This is a genomic window from Sphingobacterium sp. UBA5789, assembly GCF_002418355.1.
In the GTDB taxonomy this organism is placed as follows: Bacteria; Bacteroidota; Bacteroidia; order Sphingobacteriales; family Sphingobacteriaceae; genus Sphingobacterium.
This window is the reverse complement of sequence record NZ_DIDX01000008.1, coordinates 108,609-129,755: the sequence shown is the minus strand read 5'-3', so window position 1 is coordinate 129,755 and position 21,147 is coordinate 108,609. Positions and strand designations below refer to the sequence as shown.

15 protein-coding genes are annotated in these 21,147 nt (G+C 41.1%); 6 read left to right on the top strand and 9 right to left on the bottom strand.

Annotation, left to right across the window (positions count from 1 at the left end; all coding sequences use genetic code 11):
* Nucleotides 1-105: 105 nt before the first annotated feature.
* The 5 genes from B4B65_RS21530 to B4B65_RS21510 all read right to left on the bottom strand — a co-directional run bounded on the left by B4B65_RS21530 (nt 106) and on the right by B4B65_RS21510 (nt 8,528).
* Nucleotides 106-1,824, bottom strand: coding sequence for a M64 family metallopeptidase (locus B4B65_RS21530; protein ID WP_293918771.1), 1,719 nt, complete (start codon nt 1,822-1,824; stop codon nt 106-108).
* Between the two features lie 13 nt (nt 1,825-1,837).
* Nucleotides 1,838-2,716 (bottom strand): helix-turn-helix domain-containing protein, encoded by an 879-nt coding sequence (locus tag B4B65_RS21525; RefSeq protein ID WP_201680748.1) that lies wholly within the window; start codon nt 2,714-2,716, stop codon nt 1,838-1,840.
* 82 nt (nt 2,717-2,798) lie between these two features.
* Nucleotides 2,799-4,049 carry a DUF4369 domain-containing protein gene (locus tag B4B65_RS21520; protein WP_293918769.1) on the bottom strand — a complete coding sequence of 417 codons (1,251 nt, stop codon included), beginning with the start codon at nt 4,047-4,049 and terminating at the stop codon, nt 2,799-2,801.
* Nucleotides 4,050-4,223: 174 nt separating this feature from the next.
* Entirely contained in the window at nt 4,224-6,554 is a 2,331-nt protein-coding gene (locus tag B4B65_RS21515) for a glycoside hydrolase family 95 protein (RefSeq protein ID WP_293918767.1), read from the bottom strand.
* A 93-nt stretch (nt 6,555-6,647) separates the two neighbouring features.
* Nucleotides 6,648-8,528, bottom strand: coding sequence for an alpha-L-fucosidase (locus tag B4B65_RS21510; RefSeq protein WP_293918765.1), 1,881 nt, complete (start codon nt 8,526-8,528; stop codon nt 6,648-6,650).
* A gap of 192 nt (nt 8,529-8,720) precedes the next feature.
* On the opposite strand from B4B65_RS21510, the gene B4B65_RS21505 reads away from it, so the two are divergent.
* Nucleotides 8,721-10,217 carry a catalase gene (locus B4B65_RS21505; protein WP_293918763.1) on the top strand — a complete coding sequence of 499 codons (1,497 nt, stop codon included), beginning with the start codon at nt 8,721-8,723 and terminating at the stop codon, nt 10,215-10,217.
* A 90-nt stretch (nt 10,218-10,307) separates the two neighbouring features.
* On the opposite strand, the gene B4B65_RS21500 is transcribed toward B4B65_RS21505, so the two are convergent.
* On the bottom strand, nt 10,308-11,141 hold the full coding sequence (locus B4B65_RS21500) for a siderophore-interacting protein (protein ID WP_293918761.1): 834 nt from the start codon (nt 11,139-11,141) through the stop codon (nt 10,308-10,310).
* Nucleotides 11,142-11,354: 213 nt separating this feature from the next.
* Here B4B65_RS21500 and B4B65_RS21495 point away from each other — a divergent pair, with 213 nt between their 5' ends.
* The gene (locus B4B65_RS21495) at nt 11,355-12,527 is read left to right on the top strand and encodes a trans-sulfuration enzyme family protein (RefSeq protein ID WP_201680754.1); all 1,173 of its coding nucleotides are present in this window, start codon (nt 11,355-11,357) and stop codon (nt 12,525-12,527) included.
* 47 nt (nt 12,528-12,574) lie between these two features.
* Here B4B65_RS21495 and tpx read toward each other — a convergent pair whose 3' ends face one another.
* On the bottom strand, nt 12,575-13,075 hold the full coding sequence (tpx, locus tag B4B65_RS21490; RefSeq protein WP_293918759.1) for a thiol peroxidase: 501 nt from the start codon (nt 13,073-13,075) through the stop codon (nt 12,575-12,577).
* 163 nt (nt 13,076-13,238) lie between these two features.
* Between tpx and B4B65_RS21485 the strand changes: the two genes are divergently transcribed.
* The 3 genes from B4B65_RS21485 to B4B65_RS21475 all read left to right on the top strand — a co-directional run bounded on the left by B4B65_RS21485 (nt 13,239) and on the right by B4B65_RS21475 (nt 16,322).
* Complete coding sequence (locus B4B65_RS21485) at nt 13,239-14,462, top strand: OmpP1/FadL family transporter (protein ID WP_293918757.1); 1,224 nt, start codon at nt 13,239-13,241, stop codon at nt 14,460-14,462.
* Nucleotides 14,463-14,490: 28 nt separating this feature from the next.
* The gene (locus B4B65_RS21480) at nt 14,491-15,807 is read left to right on the top strand and encodes a G-D-S-L family lipolytic protein (RefSeq protein ID WP_293918755.1); all 1,317 of its coding nucleotides are present in this window, start codon (nt 14,491-14,493) and stop codon (nt 15,805-15,807) included.
* A 98-nt stretch (nt 15,808-15,905) separates the two neighbouring features.
* Nucleotides 15,906-16,322 (top strand): OsmC family protein, encoded by a 417-nt coding sequence (locus B4B65_RS21475; RefSeq protein ID WP_002999656.1) that lies wholly within the window; start codon nt 15,906-15,908, stop codon nt 16,320-16,322.
* A 151-nt stretch (nt 16,323-16,473) separates the two neighbouring features.
* On the opposite strand, the gene B4B65_RS21470 is transcribed toward B4B65_RS21475, so the two are convergent.
* On the bottom strand, nt 16,474-16,971 hold the full coding sequence (locus tag B4B65_RS21470; RefSeq protein WP_293918752.1) for a hypothetical protein: 498 nt from the start codon (nt 16,969-16,971) through the stop codon (nt 16,474-16,476).
* A 21-nt stretch (nt 16,972-16,992) separates the two neighbouring features.
* On the bottom strand, nt 16,993-18,042 hold the full coding sequence (locus B4B65_RS21465; RefSeq protein WP_293918750.1) for a DUF2157 domain-containing protein: 1,050 nt from the start codon (nt 18,040-18,042) through the stop codon (nt 16,993-16,995).
* Nucleotides 18,043-18,217: 175 nt separating this feature from the next.
* Between B4B65_RS21465 and uvrA the strand changes: the two genes are divergently transcribed.
* Nucleotides 18,218-21,058: an excinuclease ABC subunit UvrA gene (gene uvrA / locus B4B65_RS21460; RefSeq protein WP_293918748.1), complete on the top strand. Its 2,841-nt coding sequence runs from the start codon at nt 18,218-18,220 to the stop codon at nt 21,056-21,058.
* The last annotated feature ends 89 nt before the right edge of the window (nt 21,059-21,147 follow it).

Below are 21,147 nucleotides of genomic sequence, written 5' to 3'. Positions count from 1 at the left end.
CCGTTTGTCAAATAATAAAAAGAGGGTATCTAAAAAGTCAAGTCAAACCCTTTGAGAATTGCAGATCTGAAATGATACTGTACCTTTTGGACAGCCCATTTTTTGTTATCTGACCAATACCTGTAATCGCTCACTTACGCAGGTTGTTTCTTTATCTACCTTCTGCACAAATATGCGTAACGGTTTATGGGGCTGTTTAATGGTCAGTGTATTATTCTTTCCTGTAGGTCTCACAAATTCACCACCTAACTCATCAAATTCATATAAGGGTTTCCCATCTTCATAACTCCAGATATAGTTATATCGTTCATCCTCTTTTTCATCCACGAGGAGCAGCACTTTACCAGATCCCTTTATTTTCTTAATTTCCACTTTCTTTGGCGGATCTATTGCAGGTAATATATGTACAGTCACCGCAGTACGGGCAGATACCTGATCCTTCCAAACGCTCTCCACATAATACGTTTTACTTTCTTTTGAACGCGGAACAACAAAATTCGGAGTAGATCGTAAAATTTCACCACCGGATGGTAATTCATACCACTGATACGTAATTCCGGATTGAGGATTTTTGACAGCGATGGCCTGATAACCATTGAAGCAGGTTTCCAGGGTATCTCCCCAGGTTGACACAGGTTTTGTCAATGGGGTTTCCTTTTCGACATGTATATTCCACACAGCAGTATAAATATGTTTGGCATGTTCTTCTGACCGCACCAATTTCGTATTGTCATATACAATGGCTTTGAGTTCATTCATACCGGAATGAAGCATTCCCTTATTGATGTAGATTGCCTCTTTATCAACATCTATCTGCTCTCCGTTTAATATCCATTTTACGTCAAGTGTATTAGGAGAAGGCTTGATCAGATTGAGTGAAAATTTATTGACAGAATCTGCAGACAGGACCTGCGTAGATTTGGGAGAAGTATTTTTAATAGGATTAGTAAGTTTATGAATCGTTTCGACAAATGTCTCCTGGCAGACATTACAAAATGGTGCTACAAGGTATTGCATTTTACAAAATTCATGAGGTCTGAACCAGGTAGAAGGTGAAGCTTTAGAACCGTATGCATATACACCAATACCATTTGTACCTATCCAGTTTTTCCATCTTACTTTAGTAGGATCCGCTTCCTGAGAACGGTTTGGCCCTTCGATAGCATATTGATTTCCGGCCCAGTATTCATCTGCCAGCACGGCAAAAGAATGTCCTATCTCATGTACAGCAATATCATTACTGGCCGCATTGACTGTAGCTGTTGCATATTTCCCTCCGGAACCCCCATAGTAAGGTGAATTCACTAAAATCACAACCTGAGAGTAGTTTGGCATATGGTCTTTCAGTACTTTTTGAATAGCTTCCTCATGATGTGGTATGACCAAACGATGCAATCCCATATTATCAAAACTACTTCCAAAGATCGTTTTAGGATTGGTAGTCGGAACATTTGTATTTCGCGTATACAGATTGAAACGAGCGGGCATATTTCCATGTCCATGGTCATCTTTCGGACAGTCATTGCTCACGCCCTTGTGAATAGCGCCGGATTCTTCTGAAGGCGTACGGATTGCAAACACATTAAAGTAACTGCTATATTGACGAAAGGGTTCTGTGCTGAAAAAATAGCTGTTAAACCTCTTTGCATCCTCCACAAAAAAATCCAGTTCTGTTGCAGTATAACCATCTGCTAGTATAACCATATTCACAATATGCTTATCAGTCCCCTGATACTGTAGTGTATCAATCCGGTATTGCTGAGCAGAGGAGAAGTTAACAATTGACAAGATAGCCAATAATAAGAAAGCTCTTAATATATACATGTTACGTATTTGTTTATAATCCTTTGGCTTTATAAGTCGTCAGATAGTCACTTGGAGATAATTTAGTTACTTTCTTAAATACTCTGTTGAAATTCACAACATTGTTAAATCCGGTACGGAAAGCGATATCGGCCACATTCTCAGACAGTCCGTTGATCAGTAACTTACAGGCTTGCTCGACACGGATTTCATTTAGAAAAGTTACATAAGTCTTACGTGTATGCTTTTTGAAATACTTACAAAAAGCATGGGGTGTCATATGTGCAATAGACGAGATCTGTTCCAGTGAGATCTTCTCTGCAAAATGTTTAAAGGTATATTGGAAGATATCATTGATACGTATTCCTTCCGCATCAGAATATTTTTTCTGCGGAATTCCGGTATACAGTGAGGTCCACAGTTCTATTTTTTTACTCAGATAATCGACAAGATCCAGAAATTGCAGAAGCCTGGATGTGCCTTCTGCCGCATTGATATCCAGAAATCGGGATTTCAGATGGACAGCATAATCTGCAGTTAGTTTTTTACTCCCCTGTATATGTTCCAGAAATGACTTGACACTATCAAATTCGGAAAGATTCAGAAAGCTTGTGAAATTATGGTAATCAAAAAAGATATGAATCGCATGAATACCTTTCTCATTTGCCTGTTCTGAAACCATATCAGCTTTCTTGAACATATGCGGTTCATCTGCATCTACAATAAAGATTTCATCTTCCTGAAAATGATGGGAAAAATTCCCGATCAGGAAAGTGCCCTTCCCTTTCAGAATATAGGTCAGCTGGATTTCTTTGTGCCTGTGGTAGTTTCCATAAAATTCAGGCAGGATATCTTCCTGAACACAAACAGAACCCTGATCCGGAACCGGAACTGTAAACTGGACAATTCTCATTTTTCACCTGCAATAAAACCAATATTGTTCATTATGTCCAAATATAAGATTTTTTATAGCAAAAAATGTAAAGCTAAGATGTTTACATTTTTTGAAGTTCCTTTTTCAGTGTCGTCATAAAATCAGGGTTAGCCGGATCAGCTCCCTTTAAATTCACGACTTTCAAAGTCGCGGGATTCACCCATAGATATGCGGGAAATTGGGTTACATTATAATTATTGATAATAAAATCTTTATCCGTTACATTCAGCAGATAATTATTAAGTCCCATTCCCAGCGTCTTACTCCCCTTTTGCCATTCTTCAAATTGTTTTTCTACAGAAAGATAAATAACCGGTACACCAAGTGTTTTCAATTGAGCTTCTTTTCGCAATAATTCCGGAATATCCATTTTGGAAAACCGGTCTTTACTGGACCATAATGCGACAATCAGCATTTTATCTTTATTAAACCCGGATAGGTGTAAAGAATCACCTTGTACATTACGGGGTGTAATATTCGGAAACGCCGGCATATTTTCATAGAAATCTTTTACACGGTCTACTTTTTCCCGTGCCGCAAGCGTCAGAGGATGCTGCAGAATAACGGGTTCCAGGCTGTCCAGAACTGCGGCATATTTTGCATAATTATCCTCTCTGATTGTTATAAACCGAAAAAGATAAGGTGTCATTAAAGAAGCACGATGTCCCGGATTGACTACAAACGAAGCACTGGCTTCAATCTTAGGATCCAGCGCCGCTAATGCCCTGCTTTCGGCCTGCGTAGCATGCATACGATCTACAGCACGGCCATACGCCTCATCTTGTCCTGGTCCCAGCGTCAGCAACAATTCGTTTAGCTGTTTTTTTTCATTTGAAAGGCTGTTAATTTTCTGTTTCAATTCAGCCTGTTTAGCATCCACAGCCTTATTAAATGAAAAAAGATCATTTGACGCCTGGGAGTTTGTCTTTATGGTTGCTTCCTGAATGATATTTTTGTCCTTATAGCGGATCACTTCAAAATCATACGTGCAATCATTCTCTAAAAATACAGGCAAAACATATTTGAAGGGCTTGATTCCTTCTCCCTTATCTGCACGGACTATCAGCTCATAAATACCATCACTGGCCAATTCTCCCTCCAGCTCGAATATTCCGTTTTGAATGGTGGTCTTCTGAAATTGTTGCAACTGATTGTCATGATTCTGCAGATACACCTGCTGTCCGTCATTAAAATCAACCTTTCCTGTAATTTTATATTTGATAACACCACCCTTTTTAGGCGTATCTTTAGGATTGGAAGTACAGGATAACAATCCCGTTAAAAGAAGAATACAGAAAAGATATTTTTTCATATTTGGCTATAATTTATGCTATCTCAAATCCGCTGTAAAGCCGCTTGTGTAACAGACAAACAAATTGACAACTGAATATACAAAATTCGTATGAAGAATTCTGCCATCAGTCGTACCTTTCTGTTTCACAGAAAGCGGCACAGACAAAGCGGAAATGAGTCTTACTCGTCCTTATTAATCCAGTTTATGCTGCACCACCACATCATTGACCAATACAAGCGCATATCCTGTTCCTCCCGTGATTTTGTATTCCAACACCCGACCATCTTTCCAGATCATATCTATAGTATGTCCCCCTCTGGCTTTGAGTCCTTTCACCTGTCCGCTTTTCCATGCAGAAGGCAAAGCCGGTAATAAATGAATAAATCCGGAATGACTCTGGATCAGCATCTCTGCAATTCCTGCCGATCCTCCGAAATTACCATCGATCTGAAAAGGCGGATGTGCACAGAAAAGATTGGGATATGTACCACCACCGGCACGGTAATCAGTGTCATCACGATAAGCTGGTTTCAATAACTGTCTGAGAATCTCGAGAGAATGGTTTCCATCCTGCAATCTTGCCCAGAACAAAATCTTCCATGCTCTGGACCAACCTGTGCCCTCATCTCCTCTTACAGTAAGTGTCTTCTTAGCTGCATCTACATACTCAGGAGTGATCTGTGGTGATATAAAGTTGGCCGGATAAAGCCCATACAAATGAGAAACATGTCTATGTTGCGGCTCTACTTCTTCATAATCTTCCAGCCATTCCTGTACGCTGCCACTCTTACTAATCAATACAGGCGGTGCGAGTTGCTGGATCTGTGTCCGCAGCGTATCTGTAAAAGTATTATACTGCCCCAGAATACTATCTGCGTCTATCAGATTCCTGTATAATTCTCTGACGATCTGATTATCTATAGCCGGCCCCATTACCACTGCAGCAGTTTTCCCGTTTTTCAGCCGGAAAGCATTTTCAGGAGATACAGAAGGAGAAGTCACGAGCCATCCGGTCTTCGGATCTTTCACCATTGTATGAGCATAAAAACGGGCTGCTCCCTGCATAACGGGATATACTTCCTTGAGATATGCAGTATCTCTGGTAAACTGATAATGTTCCCACAGATGGTTGCACAACCAGCCGGAAGCTGTACTTGCGCCCCAGGAAGCCTGTTCTCCGGGAGCAGAATATCCCCATACATTTGTCATCATATACACCACCCAGCCCGGAGCATTATAATAAGCTTTAGCTGTTTTCTCTCCTGTTTTTGCAATTTTTTTGATCAGCTCTATAAAAGGAACATGATACTCTGAAAGATTATTGACTTCGACTCCCCAGTGATTCATCTGCGCATTAATATTGAGATGATAATCCCCATTCCAGGGCGTCTGAATCTGGTGTGCCCAGAGTCCCTGCAAATTAGGCGGTAGTGCTTCTTTTACTTCTGGAGCAGTACTTGAAATATTAAGATATCTTCCAAACTGGTAATACAGGGCTGCCAGTCCGTTATCCTGTGCAGGATTATCGTAAAAAGCCCGGAGACGTTTATCTGTTGTTATACCGGACTTATCAGTCTCATCTTCGAGTTGCAAATCTACCCGGTTAAAAACAGACTCATATAGGGAGAGATGCTGCTTGAATAGCTGCGGGTAAGGTGTATCATACGCCAGTTTCAACTGCTCATTTACGTATTGCTGAGGGTCAGCATGAAAATAACTCGTTGCTGCCGCAAAAAAGATCAATACTTCTGAGGCTTTAGAAACAGTCAGTGCTGTATCCGAAGCGGCCACTTTTCCTCCTCTGTGGAATATCCTGATTTTGGATGAAAAAGAAATTCCATCACCTCCCTTTCCATCAGGCAATACTCCTGACATGGAAAATTCATTACCTTTTGAAGTATATTGTGCCCGTTCCTCTCTGCTTAGCGATGCAGAAAAATTCAAGGCTCCTTTTTTACTTGACGTAAGCCGTACTACACCCACATTCTGATCATAAGATGTAAAATATTCACGGGTATATTTTACTCCGTTGATGGTAAAGTGAGTCCGCGCTACAGCATCTTTAAGGTCAAGGGATCTTTCATAGTCTGCAGGCTGGTTAACGCCCGTAAACTGCAGGTTTAAAAATCCAAGATTCTGATAGCATCCAAAAGGTACATTTGCACCATTTCCATGTCCGCTTCCTTTACCACTGGTTACAAAATTCTTATTAACAAGCTGTTCAGCTTCATCATTTTTACCCTCGAACAGCAACTTTTGAATTTCGCCCACACTTTTATACGCGGCGTAATTGTTGGGATCTTCTTCACTTCCGGACCACATGGATATCTCATTGAGTACGATCTTTTCCTTCTGAACTCCACCATCAGGCATCATACCAATCAATCCGTTTCCCAAAGGTAATGTCTCTTCCCATCTATTTGCAGGCTTATCATACCATAGTTTTAAGGAGTTTGATTGTGCAACAACAGTTGAAAGACCAGTTAAAAATGTACAGGCTAGAATAAGGATTTTTTTTCTCATGAGCATATAATAGTTATCAAATACCCTTGCAAACTGCTAAAGGAAAGCAATTGGCAAGGGTATCTTTTTTATAAGTGTACTAGTAGGTACAGCTTATGGGATATACAATTCAAAACCTGCTGCTGAAAATGTATTACCTAACGTTTCTTTAGGTATAAATTTAAGATATTTCGTGTTGACAGGTTTATCAAAAAAGATTTTTTGAAGAATCGGATTCGCTTTGATATTCGCAAACTCTCCGTTTTGGATCAGTTTCCAGTCTTTGTTATCGTCACTTGCATAAATCTCATATTTAGTCGGCAACCCTTCTGTACTGGCATCCTGTCTCGGAAGATACCCCAATCCGGATAAAGCAGCATTTACTTCAAATACAATCCCTTTGTCAGCATTCTTGGTTACGCCAAATGTGTGCGGATTACCATCAAAAGCTTTTTCCAGCCCTGCAATCGGGTGAACAGTATATTGCGTAGAGGAAAGAGTTTTGACAGCCGTTGCTGATAATGTAAACGGTTCATCAAATTCTTTGAACAGTCCAAAATCACTCAATGCCGGTGCAACAGGAGCATAAAGATGTAATCTGAGTTTACCCGCTTTCACCGGCTTGTCCAATTTGATTAAACGCGTCGAACCGATACTGGTTGCTCTGGCAAGCGGTGTCCATTTATTCTGCGCCCACACTTCGATAAATACGCTATCCAGTCGCTGTCCCAATTTAATATTTTCACGCAGACGAATCAGGTTAAACTCTTTTTCACCTTTCAATTCGATTTCCAGTGTAGGATTATGCACATTGTCTTCTGTTGCCCAATAAGAATAACGGTCATTGTCCAGTACATTCTCTGGATTAAATAACTTGGCATTTCCCCGCACGTTAGATGCCTTTAGTTTTGCTCCCTGAGTCAGATTATGACGAAACGTTTCTGTTATCTTTTTACCAAAAGCTGCCAGTGAACGTACATCATTTTCATGAAGTTGTCCGGACGGCATCGGAGCGAGACCCAAATTCATATTTGCGCCACGTCCTACACTTTTCAGATAAATCTCAAAAAGCTGATTAGGCGTCTTGACTTTATCATTCTGATCCGCATGATAAAACCATCCCGGTCTCTGAGGGACATCACATTCCGCCGGAATCCAGTATTTACCATTCCGATCTCCGGTAGGCAGATTGCTGTCATCTACGACTCCGGGTACAGGCTTTTTCCCATCCAGACTTTTAGGCGTGATAGTCGCCCAGCTAGTTTCTGCTGCAAATCCGTGTTCATTGCCGACCCATCTCATATCCGGACCTACATCACTAAATATCATTGCCATTGGCTGCAGTTTGCGTACAATAGGCCATGTTTTTTCTTCCCAGGCATAATAGGTAGTACGATCTACTACTCTTTTCTCATTCCTTCCACCATAGTAACCATCCCCGCCGTTGGCACCGTCATGCCAGGATGTAAACAGCTCACCATAGTTAGACATCAGCTCACGGAGTTGTTCCCGATAGGCATCAGCATAAGCCGGAGTACCATAGCGGGTATCATTACGATCCCAGGCAGACAGATACACGCCGAATTTCATTCCTGCACGATGTGTCGCAGTCATAAATTCTTTGACCATATCTCCTTTTCCATTCTTCCAGGGTGTAGACGCAATACTATATGTAGTCGTAGCAGTAGGCCACAGACAGAAGCCATCATGGTGTTTAGCCACGCTGATCAGCCCCTTAAATCCGGCACTAGATGCCGCCTGAGCAATCTGATCGGCATTGAAATCTGTGGGATTAAACAGAGAAGTCGGCGCATCTCCATATCCCCATTCCTTATTCTGGAAAGTAGTAGGAGTAAAATGTATCAAACTGTACATCTCCATTTCATGCCATTTCAATTGTCTCTCCGAAGGGACTGCGCCATATGGCTTTGGCTCTTGCTGTGCAATTAAACAAGCGGGCAACAACAATGCCCCTATTAGGTTGGTAAACTTCATCTGGTAGTAAGTAAAACAAAACCGTAAAATACAGTTTTTTTAGAGAAAAAATATATAAATATAACATATAGATTTCAATTAATTATATAGAATTTATTTATAACACATTATTTTTTAGAATGTGTTATATCTAATAGATGTCCCTACTTTTGAAGGGTAAACTAAAGAGAGAAATGTATAATAATAAAGGTTATGGAAGAAAATAAAAAGAAAATTACAACTGCATCCGGTGCCCCTGTAGTAAATTATGAAGACACAATGACAGCTGGCCCAAGAGGCCCTGTTTTATTGCAGGATTACTTTCTGCATGAGAAATTGGCGCATTTTAACAGAGAGCGCATACCGGAAAGAATTGTGCACGCCAAAGGTTCGGGTGCTTATGGCACATTTACCGTGACCAATGATATTACTCAATATACACGCGCAAAATTTTTGAATGAGATCGGTAAACAGACCAGATTGTTTATCCGCTTCTCTACAGTGGGAGGCGAAAAAGGATCTGCTGATTCTGAACGTGATCCGCGGGGATTTGCTGTTAAATTCTATACAGAAGACGGAAATTATGACTTAGTTGGTAACAACACTCCCGTATTCTTTGTAAAGGATGCAAAAAAATTCCCTGACTTTATCCACACACAAAAACGTGACCCGTATACCAACTGCAAATCACCGACAATGATGTGGGATTTCTGGTCCTTAAATCCGGAGTCCTTGCATCAGGTTACTATTTTGATGTCAGACAGAGGAACACCTTACGGATACCGTCATATGCACGGTTTTGGAAGCCACACTTTCTCGATGATCAATGCCAATAATGAGTTGGTTTATGTAAAATATCATTTCCGCACCGAGCAAGGCATTAAGAACCTGACCGATGCTGAGGCTGCTGACATGAAACGTGAAGATCCTGACTACGCACAGCGTGATCTTGTGGAAGCTATAGACAACGGTAATTTCCCGAAATGGAAATTATACATACAGGTCATGACTGTAGAGCAAACCAAAACATTCCGCTGGAATCCTTTTGACCTGACAAAAGTATGGTCACAGAAAGAATATCCACTTATAGAAGTCGGTGTAATGGAATTAAACGAAAATCCTAACAACTATTTTGCACATGTGGAACAAGCTGCTTTTGCACCGGCACATGTTGTCGATGGCATCAGCTTTTCGCCGGATAAAATGCTGCAGGGAAGAATCCTGTCATACCCGGATGCTCAACGCTATCGTCTGGGCGGAAATTATGAACAAATCCCGGTAAACAGATGTCCTTTTATGGTCACAAACTATCAAAGAGATGGCCTGATGACAGTCAATGGAAACAGCGGTTCCGATCCGAACTATTATCCGAATAGTTTTGATGGTCACTATGAAGATCAGAGCTACAAAGAGCCTGCAATACAGTTGGACAGCACTATAGGTGATTATTATGATCGTAATGCTCCCGGAGAAGACGATCATTACACGCAACCTGGAGATCTTTACAGACTATTAGATGCCGAGCAGAAACAGCATCTGATCAATAATATTGTTGGCGCAATGTCAGGTATTGACGGACCTAAAAAGATGGAAATCATCAACCGTCAATTGTGTCATTGGTTCAGAGCAGATATCAACCTGGGTATAGGAGTCGCACAAGGATTGGGCTTGGATATGGCCGAATTAAGTAAGCATATGCCACAAAAATAGCAGACATCAAATCTGCATTTAAGGCAATGGATAAGGCCCGGTTTCTTTGAAATCCGGGCCTTATCTTTAAATCAGATTTCCTGTTTTATATTAACTGGAAGGCTTTCCATAACTTTCTTCATGTCTGTCTGCAGCAGACCCGTCTTCTGTCTGTCCGGCTTTCCAATAGGAATACGCATACAGTTCATCTTTGGTCCATTCCAATTCTTTTCTGAAATAATTGCGCAACTCTTTTACAGTACGGTATTCCGTCGCAACATAAGCGAATTTGCGGACATGCTCCGGTATTTCAATATCCTTGGCAAAGGAAGCCAGCTCACTGCTATTTTCCGGATTTATATTGTGTAGCCAGTGGATATGATATGAAGCATTAGTTTCCGGTTCGATTTCATCTTCTTTGCCATGGACTTCCAGAAGTACTTCCGCATGTGCACTGGCTGGAAGGTCTTCCAGAATAGCAGATATAACCGGAATAGCTGTTGCGTCTCCGATCAGAAAATACCAGTCTGCCTCTGCATAAAGAACAGAGGGATCCATATGCATCATAATACCCAGCAAATCCCCTTCCTTAGCATGAATGGCCCATCTGGATGCAGGACCCGCCTCTCCGTGTGCTACAAAATCAATCATAAGTTGTTTCTTTTCCACATCAATTGCCCGGTGGGTATACGTCCGTACAACAGGGGCTACTTCAGGAGCAGGGTATAGCCACTTTCCAGCCTCAAAATCAAATGTCGGAAAATGGATTTCATCTACTCCGGCCGGAGGAATTAAGATCTTGTTATTAACGCCTATTGTCGCATCTGCATATAAAGGAACGTCTTCTGATGTCAAAATAATGCGGATCAGGTGTGGAGTCAAATAGATTTTTTCGACTACTCTGGCTTCAAACTGACCTGATCTACTTTTTGTCTTAGCTGCCATAAATGTATTGTTTTAATCAAAATTAACACATTATTTATAATTATTCTAAATAAGGTTATTTTTATTTTAGATCAGTTATTATCTTTTTACAAACGAGTATTATGCTAACCAATCTCCTCAGCATCAGGAGTAATGTCTTAGGATGCTAAAAAAATAATAAATCTACCATTCAAGTAGAATATAAAAAAAACAATTATGTACATTTGATCCATCATGAATAAAGATCAATCTAAAATCATACGCGAACAAGCCGACCGTTCAGCGCAACGTGAACATTCGGTTCCTTTATACTTAACCTCAAGTTTCATTTTTGATAGTGCAGAGCAGGGCAGGGCTATCTTTGCAGAAGAAGAACAAGGAATGGTGTATTCCAGATATGCTAACCCTAATACGACCGAACTGATCAATAAAGTGTGCATTATGGAGCAGGCTGAAGCAGGTCTGGCTTTTTCCTCCGGAATGGCTGCTGTTTTTGCTTCCTTTGCAGGCATTATAGAAAGCGGAGATCATATTGTTTCGTCCCGTGCGATATTCGGCTCTACACATCAATTGTTTACCCAGCTATTTCCAAAATGGGGAGTAACAACGACCTATGTCGATGCCGCTAATCCGGAAGAATGGGAAAAAGCAATACAACCTAATACAAAAATCATCTTTCTGGAATCTCCTTCTAATCCCGGACTGGAACTGGTCGATCTGGAATGGCTGGGTAAATTCAAAGAAAAATATCCGAATATCATCCTGTCTATTGATAACTGTTTTGCTACGCCTTATCTTCAAAAACCTATTTTATATGGTTTTGATCTGGTCATCCACTCTGCGACCAAATATATGGACGGCCAGGGTCGTGTCCTTGGAGGAATTGTGGTAGGAAAGCAGGAACTGATTGATAAACTGATGTTCTTTATCCGCCATACCGGTCCTGCACTATCTCCGTTTAATGCATGGGTCATTTCCAAAAGTCTCGATACCCTCGGATTGCGCATGGACAGACATAGCAGCAATGCGCTGGCATTGGCAGAAGCACTGGAGCATCATGCGGAAATAGAGGATGTGAAATACCCTTTTCTTCCTTCTCACCCACAATATGAACTGGCGAAGAAACAGATGAAAGCCGGGGGTGGTATTGTGACATTTGTCGTAAAAGGTGGTTTCGAAAGAGCAAAAGCTTTCGTAGATCAACTGGAAATGATTTTGTACACTTCCAATCTTGGAGATTCACGCTCTATAGCTACACATCCGGCATCAACAACGCATTCCAAACTAACGGAAGAAGAAAGACTGAATCTGGGAATCCGTCCGGGAAGCATACGCCTCTCAGTAGGTCTTGAAGATAAAGAGGACATCATCGGAGATATCCTGCAAGCATTGGATAAAACCAAATAATATTAAGAAAGGCCGCNNGCGGCCTTTCTTAATATTATTTGATCTGTTTATTTTAATGTTGCTAAAGCAGCATCATAATCAGGTTCATTTACAATTTCGGAAACCTGCTCTTCATAAACAACCTTTCCTTCTTCATCCAGTACAATGACCACACGACTCAATAATCCTGCTAAAGGTCCGTCTGTCAGTCTCAACTGGTAAGCATCAGAAAACGAAGAATCTTTGTATTCAGAAAGAGTCAGCACATTACTGATTCCTTCTGCAGCGCAGAAACGTCCCTGTGCAAAAGGTAAATCTTTGGAGATACACAGTACGGTCGTATTATCCAGATCCGCTGCCGCTTTATTAAAAGCACGGACTGAAGCAGCACAGGTACCGGTGTCAATACTTGGAAAGATATTTAACACGACTCTTTTTCCTTTAAAATCAGTAAGTGACTTATCAGAAAGATCTCCTGCAGTCAATTTAAAATCAGGAGCTTGCGAACCCACTTTCGGAAGTTCTCCTTGTGTATGCACATCACTTCCTTTGAATGTAATTGTAGCCATAAATTATTGTCTTAGTATATTATTTGATACGCTTTAGTTTAGATTACTAAAGATACGACCAATAAAAATATTACACAAGATTTATTATTTTTCGCCAAAAATTTATTATGTTAGCATTGTATTTTTACTATGCAAGGAAAAGTACTAACCAAATTATACAGGTATGAAGAAATTATTATTCGCTTTGCTCTGTGCTTCCCCTTCCTTACTATGGGCACAGGGATCTCAGGTAAACCTACAAAGTCCAAAATCTGTCGGTATGGGTGGAGCTGGTTCGGCTTATTTTATTGATGAAGCCTCCATCTTTTACAGTCCTGGAGCATTGGCTAAAATGGATCATAATGCAGTAATGGTGGCTGGAAATGCGGTCATGTATAAGTCTGCTTTCCGCGAGTCCGGGAGTTCGGTTGTCAATCACACCAAGTCTCAGATATCACCTCCTTTTTCGCTTTTTGCAGCATTCGGCCCTAAAAACTCATGGTGGAAAGCCGGTATCGGCGTTTATACGCCCTACGGAGGTGGAGTAGACTGGGGTACAGAGTGGGCAGGAAGATTCAGTCTGGTCAGCCTTTCGTTAAGAGCCATCTACATACAGCCTACTTTAAGTTTTAAACTGACAGATAACTTCAGTATTGGTGGTGGATTTGTATACAACATCGGAAGTGTGGATTTAGAAAACTCTGTTCCTGTATTTTTTCCAGACGGAAGAGCGGGGTTAGCCACACTGAAAGGAACAGGCTCGGGTACCGGATATAACGTGGGTGTGCATTACAATCTTGAAGATGATTTTGCGATCTCTCTGAGTTACCGTTCTAAAGTCGTTACCAAGTTAAAAGATGGAGATGCCCTGTTTGATGTACCTGAATCTGTAAGAAGCTCATTCCCTGAAGGCAATACTTTTACCTCTGAACTACCTCTTCCTTCTACTTTTGCACTGGGCATAGCGTTCCCGTTGTCTGAAAAAGTAAAAGTGGCTGTAGATGGTACCTTAATTGGTTATTCTATATACAAAGAGCTTAATTTCGATTATAAAGAGAATACTGCAGCTCTGCAGGACACCCGTTCAGCCAAAAATTATGTGAATGCTGGTTCTGTCAAAGCAGGACTGGAGTACCTGGCATCTGAAAAATTGCAGTTACGTGTAGGTGGTGGTTATATGGCAACCCCTGTACAGGCAAATTATGTATATCCGGAAACACCAGACAACACCCGTTACCTGATCTCAGGAGGATTCACATTTCACCCCTCCAAGAAATTTGATGTAACAGGTTCTTTTGCTTATCAACGGATTATGCCTAGAGAAGCAAATAATGTGGAGAGTCATTTATCCGGAACCTATAAAACCAACATTTTCGCTCCCGGAGTTTCCGTAAGCTATAAATGGTAATTTTTTCAAACGCTAAAAAGAATACGTCATGAAAAGAAATAAACTATATGTAGGGTTAGCATTATTGGTTCTGGGAGTAGCTTCCTGTAAACCGGAAATCAAAGACTTTACACCTGCCGCAGGCGGCACAGCAAACTTTAGTAAATATATTGCCGTTGGTAATTCACTGACATCTGGTTTTGCGGATGGCGGACTATACCGGGAAGGCCAGCAAGTGGCATTTACCAATCTGATGGCTCAACAATTTAAACAAGTTGGAGGAGGTGAATTTACCACACCATTATTCAGTGAAGCACAAGCCAACGGATCCGGATATATTCAATTAGAATCGCTTGTAAACGGTCAGCCTGTGATGAAACAGATCACAGAAAACCTGGCTTATCGTTCTGCAAGCCCCAAGTTGCTAACCAAGTATACAGATCCTATTCAGAATCTTGGTGTACCGGGCATGCGTCTGGATCTTGCTTTCGTGCCCCAATTCAGTTCGCTGAACATGTATTTCGAGCGCTTGTTACCAGATGATCAGGTTGGCAAAAAAACATACTTTACCTATGCGACAGAGCATGATCATACATTTTTCAGCTTCTGGTTGGGAAATAACGATGCGCTTGGATATGCAACAAACGGTGCAGTATATAATCCGCTTGACCCAACAACAAAACTGACAGATCTGGCGACGTTCACTGGTGCATACCAGAATTTTATAAATGGATTAACGGCTAAAAGCTCTCAGGGTGTCGTAGCTACTATCCCGGATGTAACAGCTGTACCTTTCTTTACAACAGTTACCAGAACGGCTCTTTTAGCGGCAGCGAATGCAGCAGCTAAAGCGGCAAATCCCAATGCACCTGAAATTAAGGATATCTATATCGCAACCAAAGCAACTCCGAGAGCAGCTACAGATAAGGATTACTTTGTTCTTCCATTCTCTTCTGCGGGATTACTAGGCAAGCCAAACGGTGCTAATATTCCGTATGGTCTGCATCCGGCAAATCCTGTAGCAGACAATTTTGTACTTGATGAAGCTGAAGCAGCTCAGGTGGTAACCCGTATCAATGAGTTTAATGCAGCTATCAAGTCTATCGCAACAGCAAAAGGTCTGGCTGTGGCAGATGTAAATGCCTTTTTAACTTCTGTAAAAAATGGCATCCGCATCAACGGACTGGCTGTAAGCAATAAGTTTATCACAGGAAATGCATTTTCACTGGATGGTATACACCTGACTCCTATCGGAAATGCAATCGTAGCCAATGTATTTATCGATGCTATCAACAGCAAATATGGATCATCTGTCTCAAAAGTAGATGTATCACAATACAGAGGAGTGAAACTTCCGGTACAATAGATCTTAAAACGAATCTTCACAAGGCCGTCCCGAAATTCGGGACGGCCTTTTTTTATATCCATAAAGTTTAGCTAAATTTGTGTCTAAGGAAAAGAAAGATGAAAGTATCATTAAATCGGGTAAATAAAGCTGTTCACTTTGAAGCAAACAGTGAACTCTCAGATGTAAAAGTTCACATTGACGGATCTAAAGAAATCGGTGGTGAAGGCAAGGGCGTAAGGCCAATGGAATTGGTATTAATGGCCTTAGGATCCTGCAGTGTGTTTGATCTGGTAAGCATTCTGAATAAACAACGTCAGGAAATCGAAGACATACATGTTGATGTGGAAGGAAAACGTCGTGAGCAGATCCCTAACATTTTTACAGATATTCATATCAGCTTTACGCTGAAAGGTAATATTGATGAAGTAAAAGCGCAAAAAGCAGCTGAACTGGCTGTCAAAAAATACTGTTCAGTACATGATATGCTGGCCGCCGGAGGTGTGAATATCACCTATAGTATTAAGATCAATTAAGGCCGATCTACAGTTTTCAAGAAAGCTATTGGGAGACAGTGAAGAAATGCTAGTTCTTTAACCTCTCTCCCGATACAATCGGGATCTCTCCTTAAAAAGGAGAGAAAATAGCCTTGCCAAATACCTCTCACAAAATCTGTTGGGGATTATGTTAATCAGGCATATTGATTAATTCTCTCAATACATCTTTTGTACTTTTTAAGGTTTTATCGGTTCCAAAATAAACATTATCAATTTTCCAGGAATCCTTCTTAATCAGTACGACTTCATCTTTCCAGCTTTCTTTATAGCCGGTATTCGCGAACTGTACTGCAACAAAAGCACTGTCTCCTTTGATCTTTATCGTATCAATCTGAAACGTGTCCTGTCCTTCATATAAACTTGTAAAAATATCCCCTTCTATCATCAATGGCTTATCACTGGGATGATCACTTTTGGCAACTTTCTCCGCATCTTCATCTTCTCGGGCTATTGCTTTGTCGATCAAAGAGGCCAGATCAGGACTAATCAACTGACGATCAACAGATCCGTAATGAACCTTGCTGCTAAAAAAATCCGTTATCGTTTTTCGGATTTCCGAATCGTCCTTTTTACTACAGCTTAATAAAAAGACAGCGAACAGACTTAGGATGAGTAAGAATCTCTTCATGATGTAACTATTATGCTAATACTATTTTCCATTCTCCCGCTTTTTCCAGATACGTTCGGCCCATCGACCAACAAACCAAAAGGAAACAGCCAGAATTAAAAAGAAAATAGTACGATTAATATTATCCCACAAATATTCCACAAACCGGGTATACAGATTGAGGATAAAGAATACAAAACCAATCTCTCGGGTCACATTATCTTTGGACTTCAGTCCGTAAACCACCAGACCCGCTGACACTAATGTAGATAATAGTCCCCAATAAAAAATATGAAACTGCCTCACACGTGTCCAGGCTTCAAAGTCACTGTAGTTTCCAAATATGGAGAGACACCACAGCGCAATCATGGTATAAAGAAGTCCGACTACATAGGAGGTCGATTGAAATTCGACCAGTGGCTTGAAACGAGGCTGAACAAAAATTGCAAATGCCGTTACCAGCACTCCAAAAATAGTGAAACGTAACGGATAATTCATCCCCCAGAACTTAAATCCCCAGTCGCTATGATAGGCTGTTTCTGTCGCAAACCATACACCCAGACTGATCAGTGTAAATGTCCAGATCAGTTTGGAATCCAGTTTTACAGCCAGAATACCATATATAGCTACCGATAATAAAAAAAGCAAAGAGAAATGCATTTCGTTTCTATCCAGTACCTGTCCCAGAAATCCTATACTGGTAGCCGTTGAAAAGGCTCCCGCCAGCATTAATGTCTCATTGGAAAATGTTTTTTCTGGAAACTTTTCCTTATTTCGGAATCCGAGAAAATAAAATAAGGCTGCAAGTGCGGCAAAGAATATAAAAAACACAATATTAGGCGCTTCGTAAAACCTTTTTACAAAATCAAGAAAGGTATCATCGACAAATAAAGAAAGGACTGAAAAAACCAAAGAAGCCAATGCGATCCAGAAAGCATATTTGGCCAGCATTCCCCACTCAAAATTCTTAACCTCCATTGAATTCCTAAGCTCTTCCGCTACCTGTTCATTCACGTATCCATGCTTCTGCCAATGGGTAATGGCAGAATCCAACGTCTCCTTTTCCTGCTTACTTACGTCAATTTTTTCCAATAGAGTAGTTTTTTAAAGAAACAAAATACAAAGATTAATCCAACTTATCAAAAGCATCATTTTAAAATCAAAATTCACGACTTCTTTACGATCAGGCCAATCATAATCTTTTAAAATTCTGTACCTTTGCACTTTGCTGTTTTCTGAACGGCTTAAAGCTAACTCTTGCAGGTTCATGACAAAAAAAACAACTCCGGATTTGGGCGAGCAACACGAAGTAGAGGTCTTTGGGGCACGTGTTCATAATCTTAAAAATATTGATGTTACATTTCCAAGAAATGAACTTGTTGTCATCACAGGTCTAAGTGGAAGCGGAAAATCTTCGCTTGCATTTGACACCATTTATGCAGAGGGACAACGCCGTTATATGGAAACATTCAGTGCATACAGCCGCCAGTTTCTCGGAGGTATGGAGCGTCCTGATGTAGATAAAATTTCTGGTTTAAGTCCCGTTATTTCCATTGAACAAAAGACGACCAGTAAAAATCCCCGCTCTACTGTAGGCACGATCACAGAAGTATACGATTTTTTGCGTCTTCTCTATGCCCGTGCAGGTGAAGCTTTCTCTTATGTGACCGGCAAACGTATGGAGCGTATGTCCGAAGATCAGATCGTAGACCGTATCCTGGAGGAGTTCAACGGAGAGGCGGTAAACATTCTCGCTCCGATTGTCAAAGGACGTAAAGGCCATTACCGTGAACTTTTTGAACAAATCCGCAAACAGGGATATACAAAAGTTCGTGTAGACGGAGAAATCACAGATCTGACGCCTAAAATGCAGGTGGATAGATATAAAATCCACGATATTGAGACTGTTATTGACAGGCTTACCGTAAAACCTGAAGACAGAAAAAGACTCTATACCTCTGTCATGCAGGCAATGAAAGCGGCAAAAGGAATTATCAAAATTACAAACAAAGAGAATAAGGAACAGTTTTTCAGCCGTTATCTGATGGATGCCGAATCGGGTATCTCTTATGATGAGCCACAACCGAATACATTTTCGTTCAACTCTCCTTATGGCGCTTGTCCAAAGTGTGATGGACTGGGATATATTTTCGAAATAGATAAACAGGCTGTTATTCCGGATCGTAAACTGAGTATTCAGAAAGGCGCTATTGTGCCGTTAGGCCCCGCCCGCGAATCCTGGAATTTTCAGGTATTGAAAGCTGTTGCGAAAAAACTTGAATTTTCGCTAACGACTCCTGTAGAAAAACTTACTGAAGAACAGATCGATACCCTGCTGTTTGGCGCAGAAGAACCTATTCCTATTACAGTAGAATATAGCAGTTACAGTGTACGTGAACACAAAGTCACCTTTCAGGGTATTTTTGCAATGCTGGAAGAACAGATGGGACGTCAGCAGGATGATATCACCTCACTGGAAGATTTCCGAACGAAAGTAACTTGCCCTGTATGTCACGGCTCCAGACTAAAAAAAGAGTCTCTACATTTCAAAATAGACAAAAAAAATATCAGTGAACTTGCGGCGATGGATATCACTTCACTTATGGAGTGGTTTACAGATCTGGAATCCAGACTGGATGAACGCCAACAGGTAATTGCAACGGAGATCCTCAAAGAGATACGTGCCAGACTTGGATTTTTGCTGGATGTAGGACTCACCTATCTTACATTGGACCGCACATCGAAAACACTATCCGGAGGAGAAGCACAGCGAATCAGACTGGCTACGCAGATCGGATCCCAATTGGTCAATGTCTTGTATATCCTGGATGAGCCCAGTATAGGACTACACCAGCGGGATAATGAAAGACTGATCAAATCTCTGAAAAATCTGCGGGATATCGGCAATTCAGTATTGGTGGTGGAGCACGATAAAGATATGATTCTAAATGCAGATCATGTCATTGATATGGGACCTGCAGCAGGTCTTCATGGCGGACAGGTGGTCGCTGAAGGTTCACCAAAAGAAATTCTGAAAGCAGATTCGCTCACTGCAGCTTATCTGAATGGCCGAAAAGAAGTGGCTATTCCTGAAACCCGCAGAGCAGGCAACGGTCAATCTCTAATCCTCAAAGGAGCAACAGGTAACAACCTGAAAAATGTAACGGCAGAGTTCCCGCTGGGAAAACTTATCCTCGTTACCGGTGTCTCAGGTTCGGGCAAGTCCAGTTTAATCACAGGAACATTATACCCTATACTCAATAAGCATTTCTTCAGAGCAAAGGCTGTACCTCTTCCGTATAAGAGTATCGAGGGGCTGGAACATATTGACAAAATCATCGAAATCGATCAAAGTCCGATTGGCCGGACTCCACGTTCCAACCCATCTACCTACACAGGAGTATTCTCGGATATCAGAACATTGTTTGTGCAACTTCCGGAAGCCAAAATACGCGGGTATAAGCCTGGCAGATTCTCCTTTAATGTGAAAGGCGGAAGATGTGAAACCTGTCAGGGTGCAGGTATGAAGATCATCGAAATGAACTTCCTGCCGGATGTGCAGGTTCCTTGTGAAACATGCCACGGAAAACGCTATAACAGAGAAACTTTGGAAGTACGATATCGCGGAAAATCTATATCTGACGTACTGGACATGAGTGTGGATGAAGGTGTTGCATTTTTTGAAAATATTCCCTCAATCTACAGAAAAATTAAAACGTTGCAGGATGTAGGGTTAGGCTATATTACTTTGGGACAATCTTCAACTACACTTTCGGGTGGTGAAGCTCAGCGTATCAAACTGGCTACTGAACTTTCTAAAAAAGATACCGGAAAAACATTTTACATCTTAGATGAACCGACAACAGGACTTCACTTTGAAGATGTGAATGTATTGTTAGGGGTGATCAACCGTTTGGTAGACCGTGGCAATTCTGTATTGATTATAGAACACAATCTGGATGTAGTAAAAACTGCTGACTGGGTGATCGATATGGGACCTGAAGGAGGACGCAGTGGCGGACAGCTTTTGTTTGCCGGAACACCGGAAGAACTGATTAAGAATAAGAAAAGCGAAACGGCACGATTCCTAAAACTGGAAATGAAATAAAAAACTTAAGGAGCAGTATTTTAGAGAAAATACTGCTCCTTATACCATCCATCAGCCTATCCATTTTCAAAAGCTAAATACCTAAATAA

What these genes read in the sequence shown, in the direction of transcription:
- B4B65_RS21530 (WP_293918771.1), bottom strand. Translation starts at nt 1,824, where the DNA reads ATGTATATATTAAGAGCTTTCTTATTATTGGCTATCTTGTCAATTGTT.
- B4B65_RS21485 (WP_293918757.1), top strand. Translation starts at nt 13,239, where the DNA reads ATGAAGAAATTATTATTCGCTTTGCTCTGTGCTTCCCCTTCCTTACTA.
- B4B65_RS21520 (WP_293918769.1), bottom strand. Translation starts at nt 4,049, where the DNA reads ATGAAAAAATATCTTTTCTGTATTCTTCTTTTAACGGGATTGTTATCC.
- B4B65_RS21495 (WP_201680754.1), top strand. Translation starts at nt 11,355, where the DNA reads ATGAATAAAGATCAATCTAAAATCATACGCGAACAAGCCGACCGTTCA.
- B4B65_RS21510 (WP_293918765.1), bottom strand. Translation starts at nt 8,528, where the DNA reads ATGAAGTTTACCAACCTAATAGGGGCATTGTTGTTGCCCGCTTGTTTA.
- B4B65_RS21525 (WP_201680748.1), bottom strand. Translation starts at nt 2,716, where the DNA reads ATGAGAATTGTCCAGTTTACAGTTCCGGTTCCGGATCAGGGTTCTGTT.
- tpx (WP_293918759.1), bottom strand. Translation starts at nt 13,075, where the DNA reads ATGGCTACAATTACATTCAAAGGAAGTGATGTGCATACACAAGGAGAA.
- uvrA (WP_293918748.1), top strand. Translation starts at nt 18,218, where the DNA reads ATGACAAAAAAAACAACTCCGGATTTGGGCGAGCAACACGAAGTAGAG.
- B4B65_RS21505 (WP_293918763.1), top strand. Translation starts at nt 8,721, where the DNA reads ATGGAAGAAAATAAAAAGAAAATTACAACTGCATCCGGTGCCCCTGTA.
- B4B65_RS21500 (WP_293918761.1), bottom strand. Translation starts at nt 11,141, where the DNA reads ATGGCAGCTAAGACAAAAAGTAGATCAGGTCAGTTTGAAGCCAGAGTA.
- B4B65_RS21480 (WP_293918755.1), top strand. Translation starts at nt 14,491, where the DNA reads ATGAAAAGAAATAAACTATATGTAGGGTTAGCATTATTGGTTCTGGGA.
- B4B65_RS21470 (WP_293918752.1), bottom strand. Translation starts at nt 16,971, where the DNA reads ATGAAGAGATTCTTACTCATCCTAAGTCTGTTCGCTGTCTTTTTATTA.
- B4B65_RS21515 (WP_293918767.1), bottom strand. Translation starts at nt 6,554, where the DNA reads ATGAGAAAAAAAATCCTTATTCTAGCCTGTACATTTTTAACTGGTCTT.
- B4B65_RS21475 (WP_002999656.1), top strand. Translation starts at nt 15,906, where the DNA reads ATGAAAGTATCATTAAATCGGGTAAATAAAGCTGTTCACTTTGAAGCA.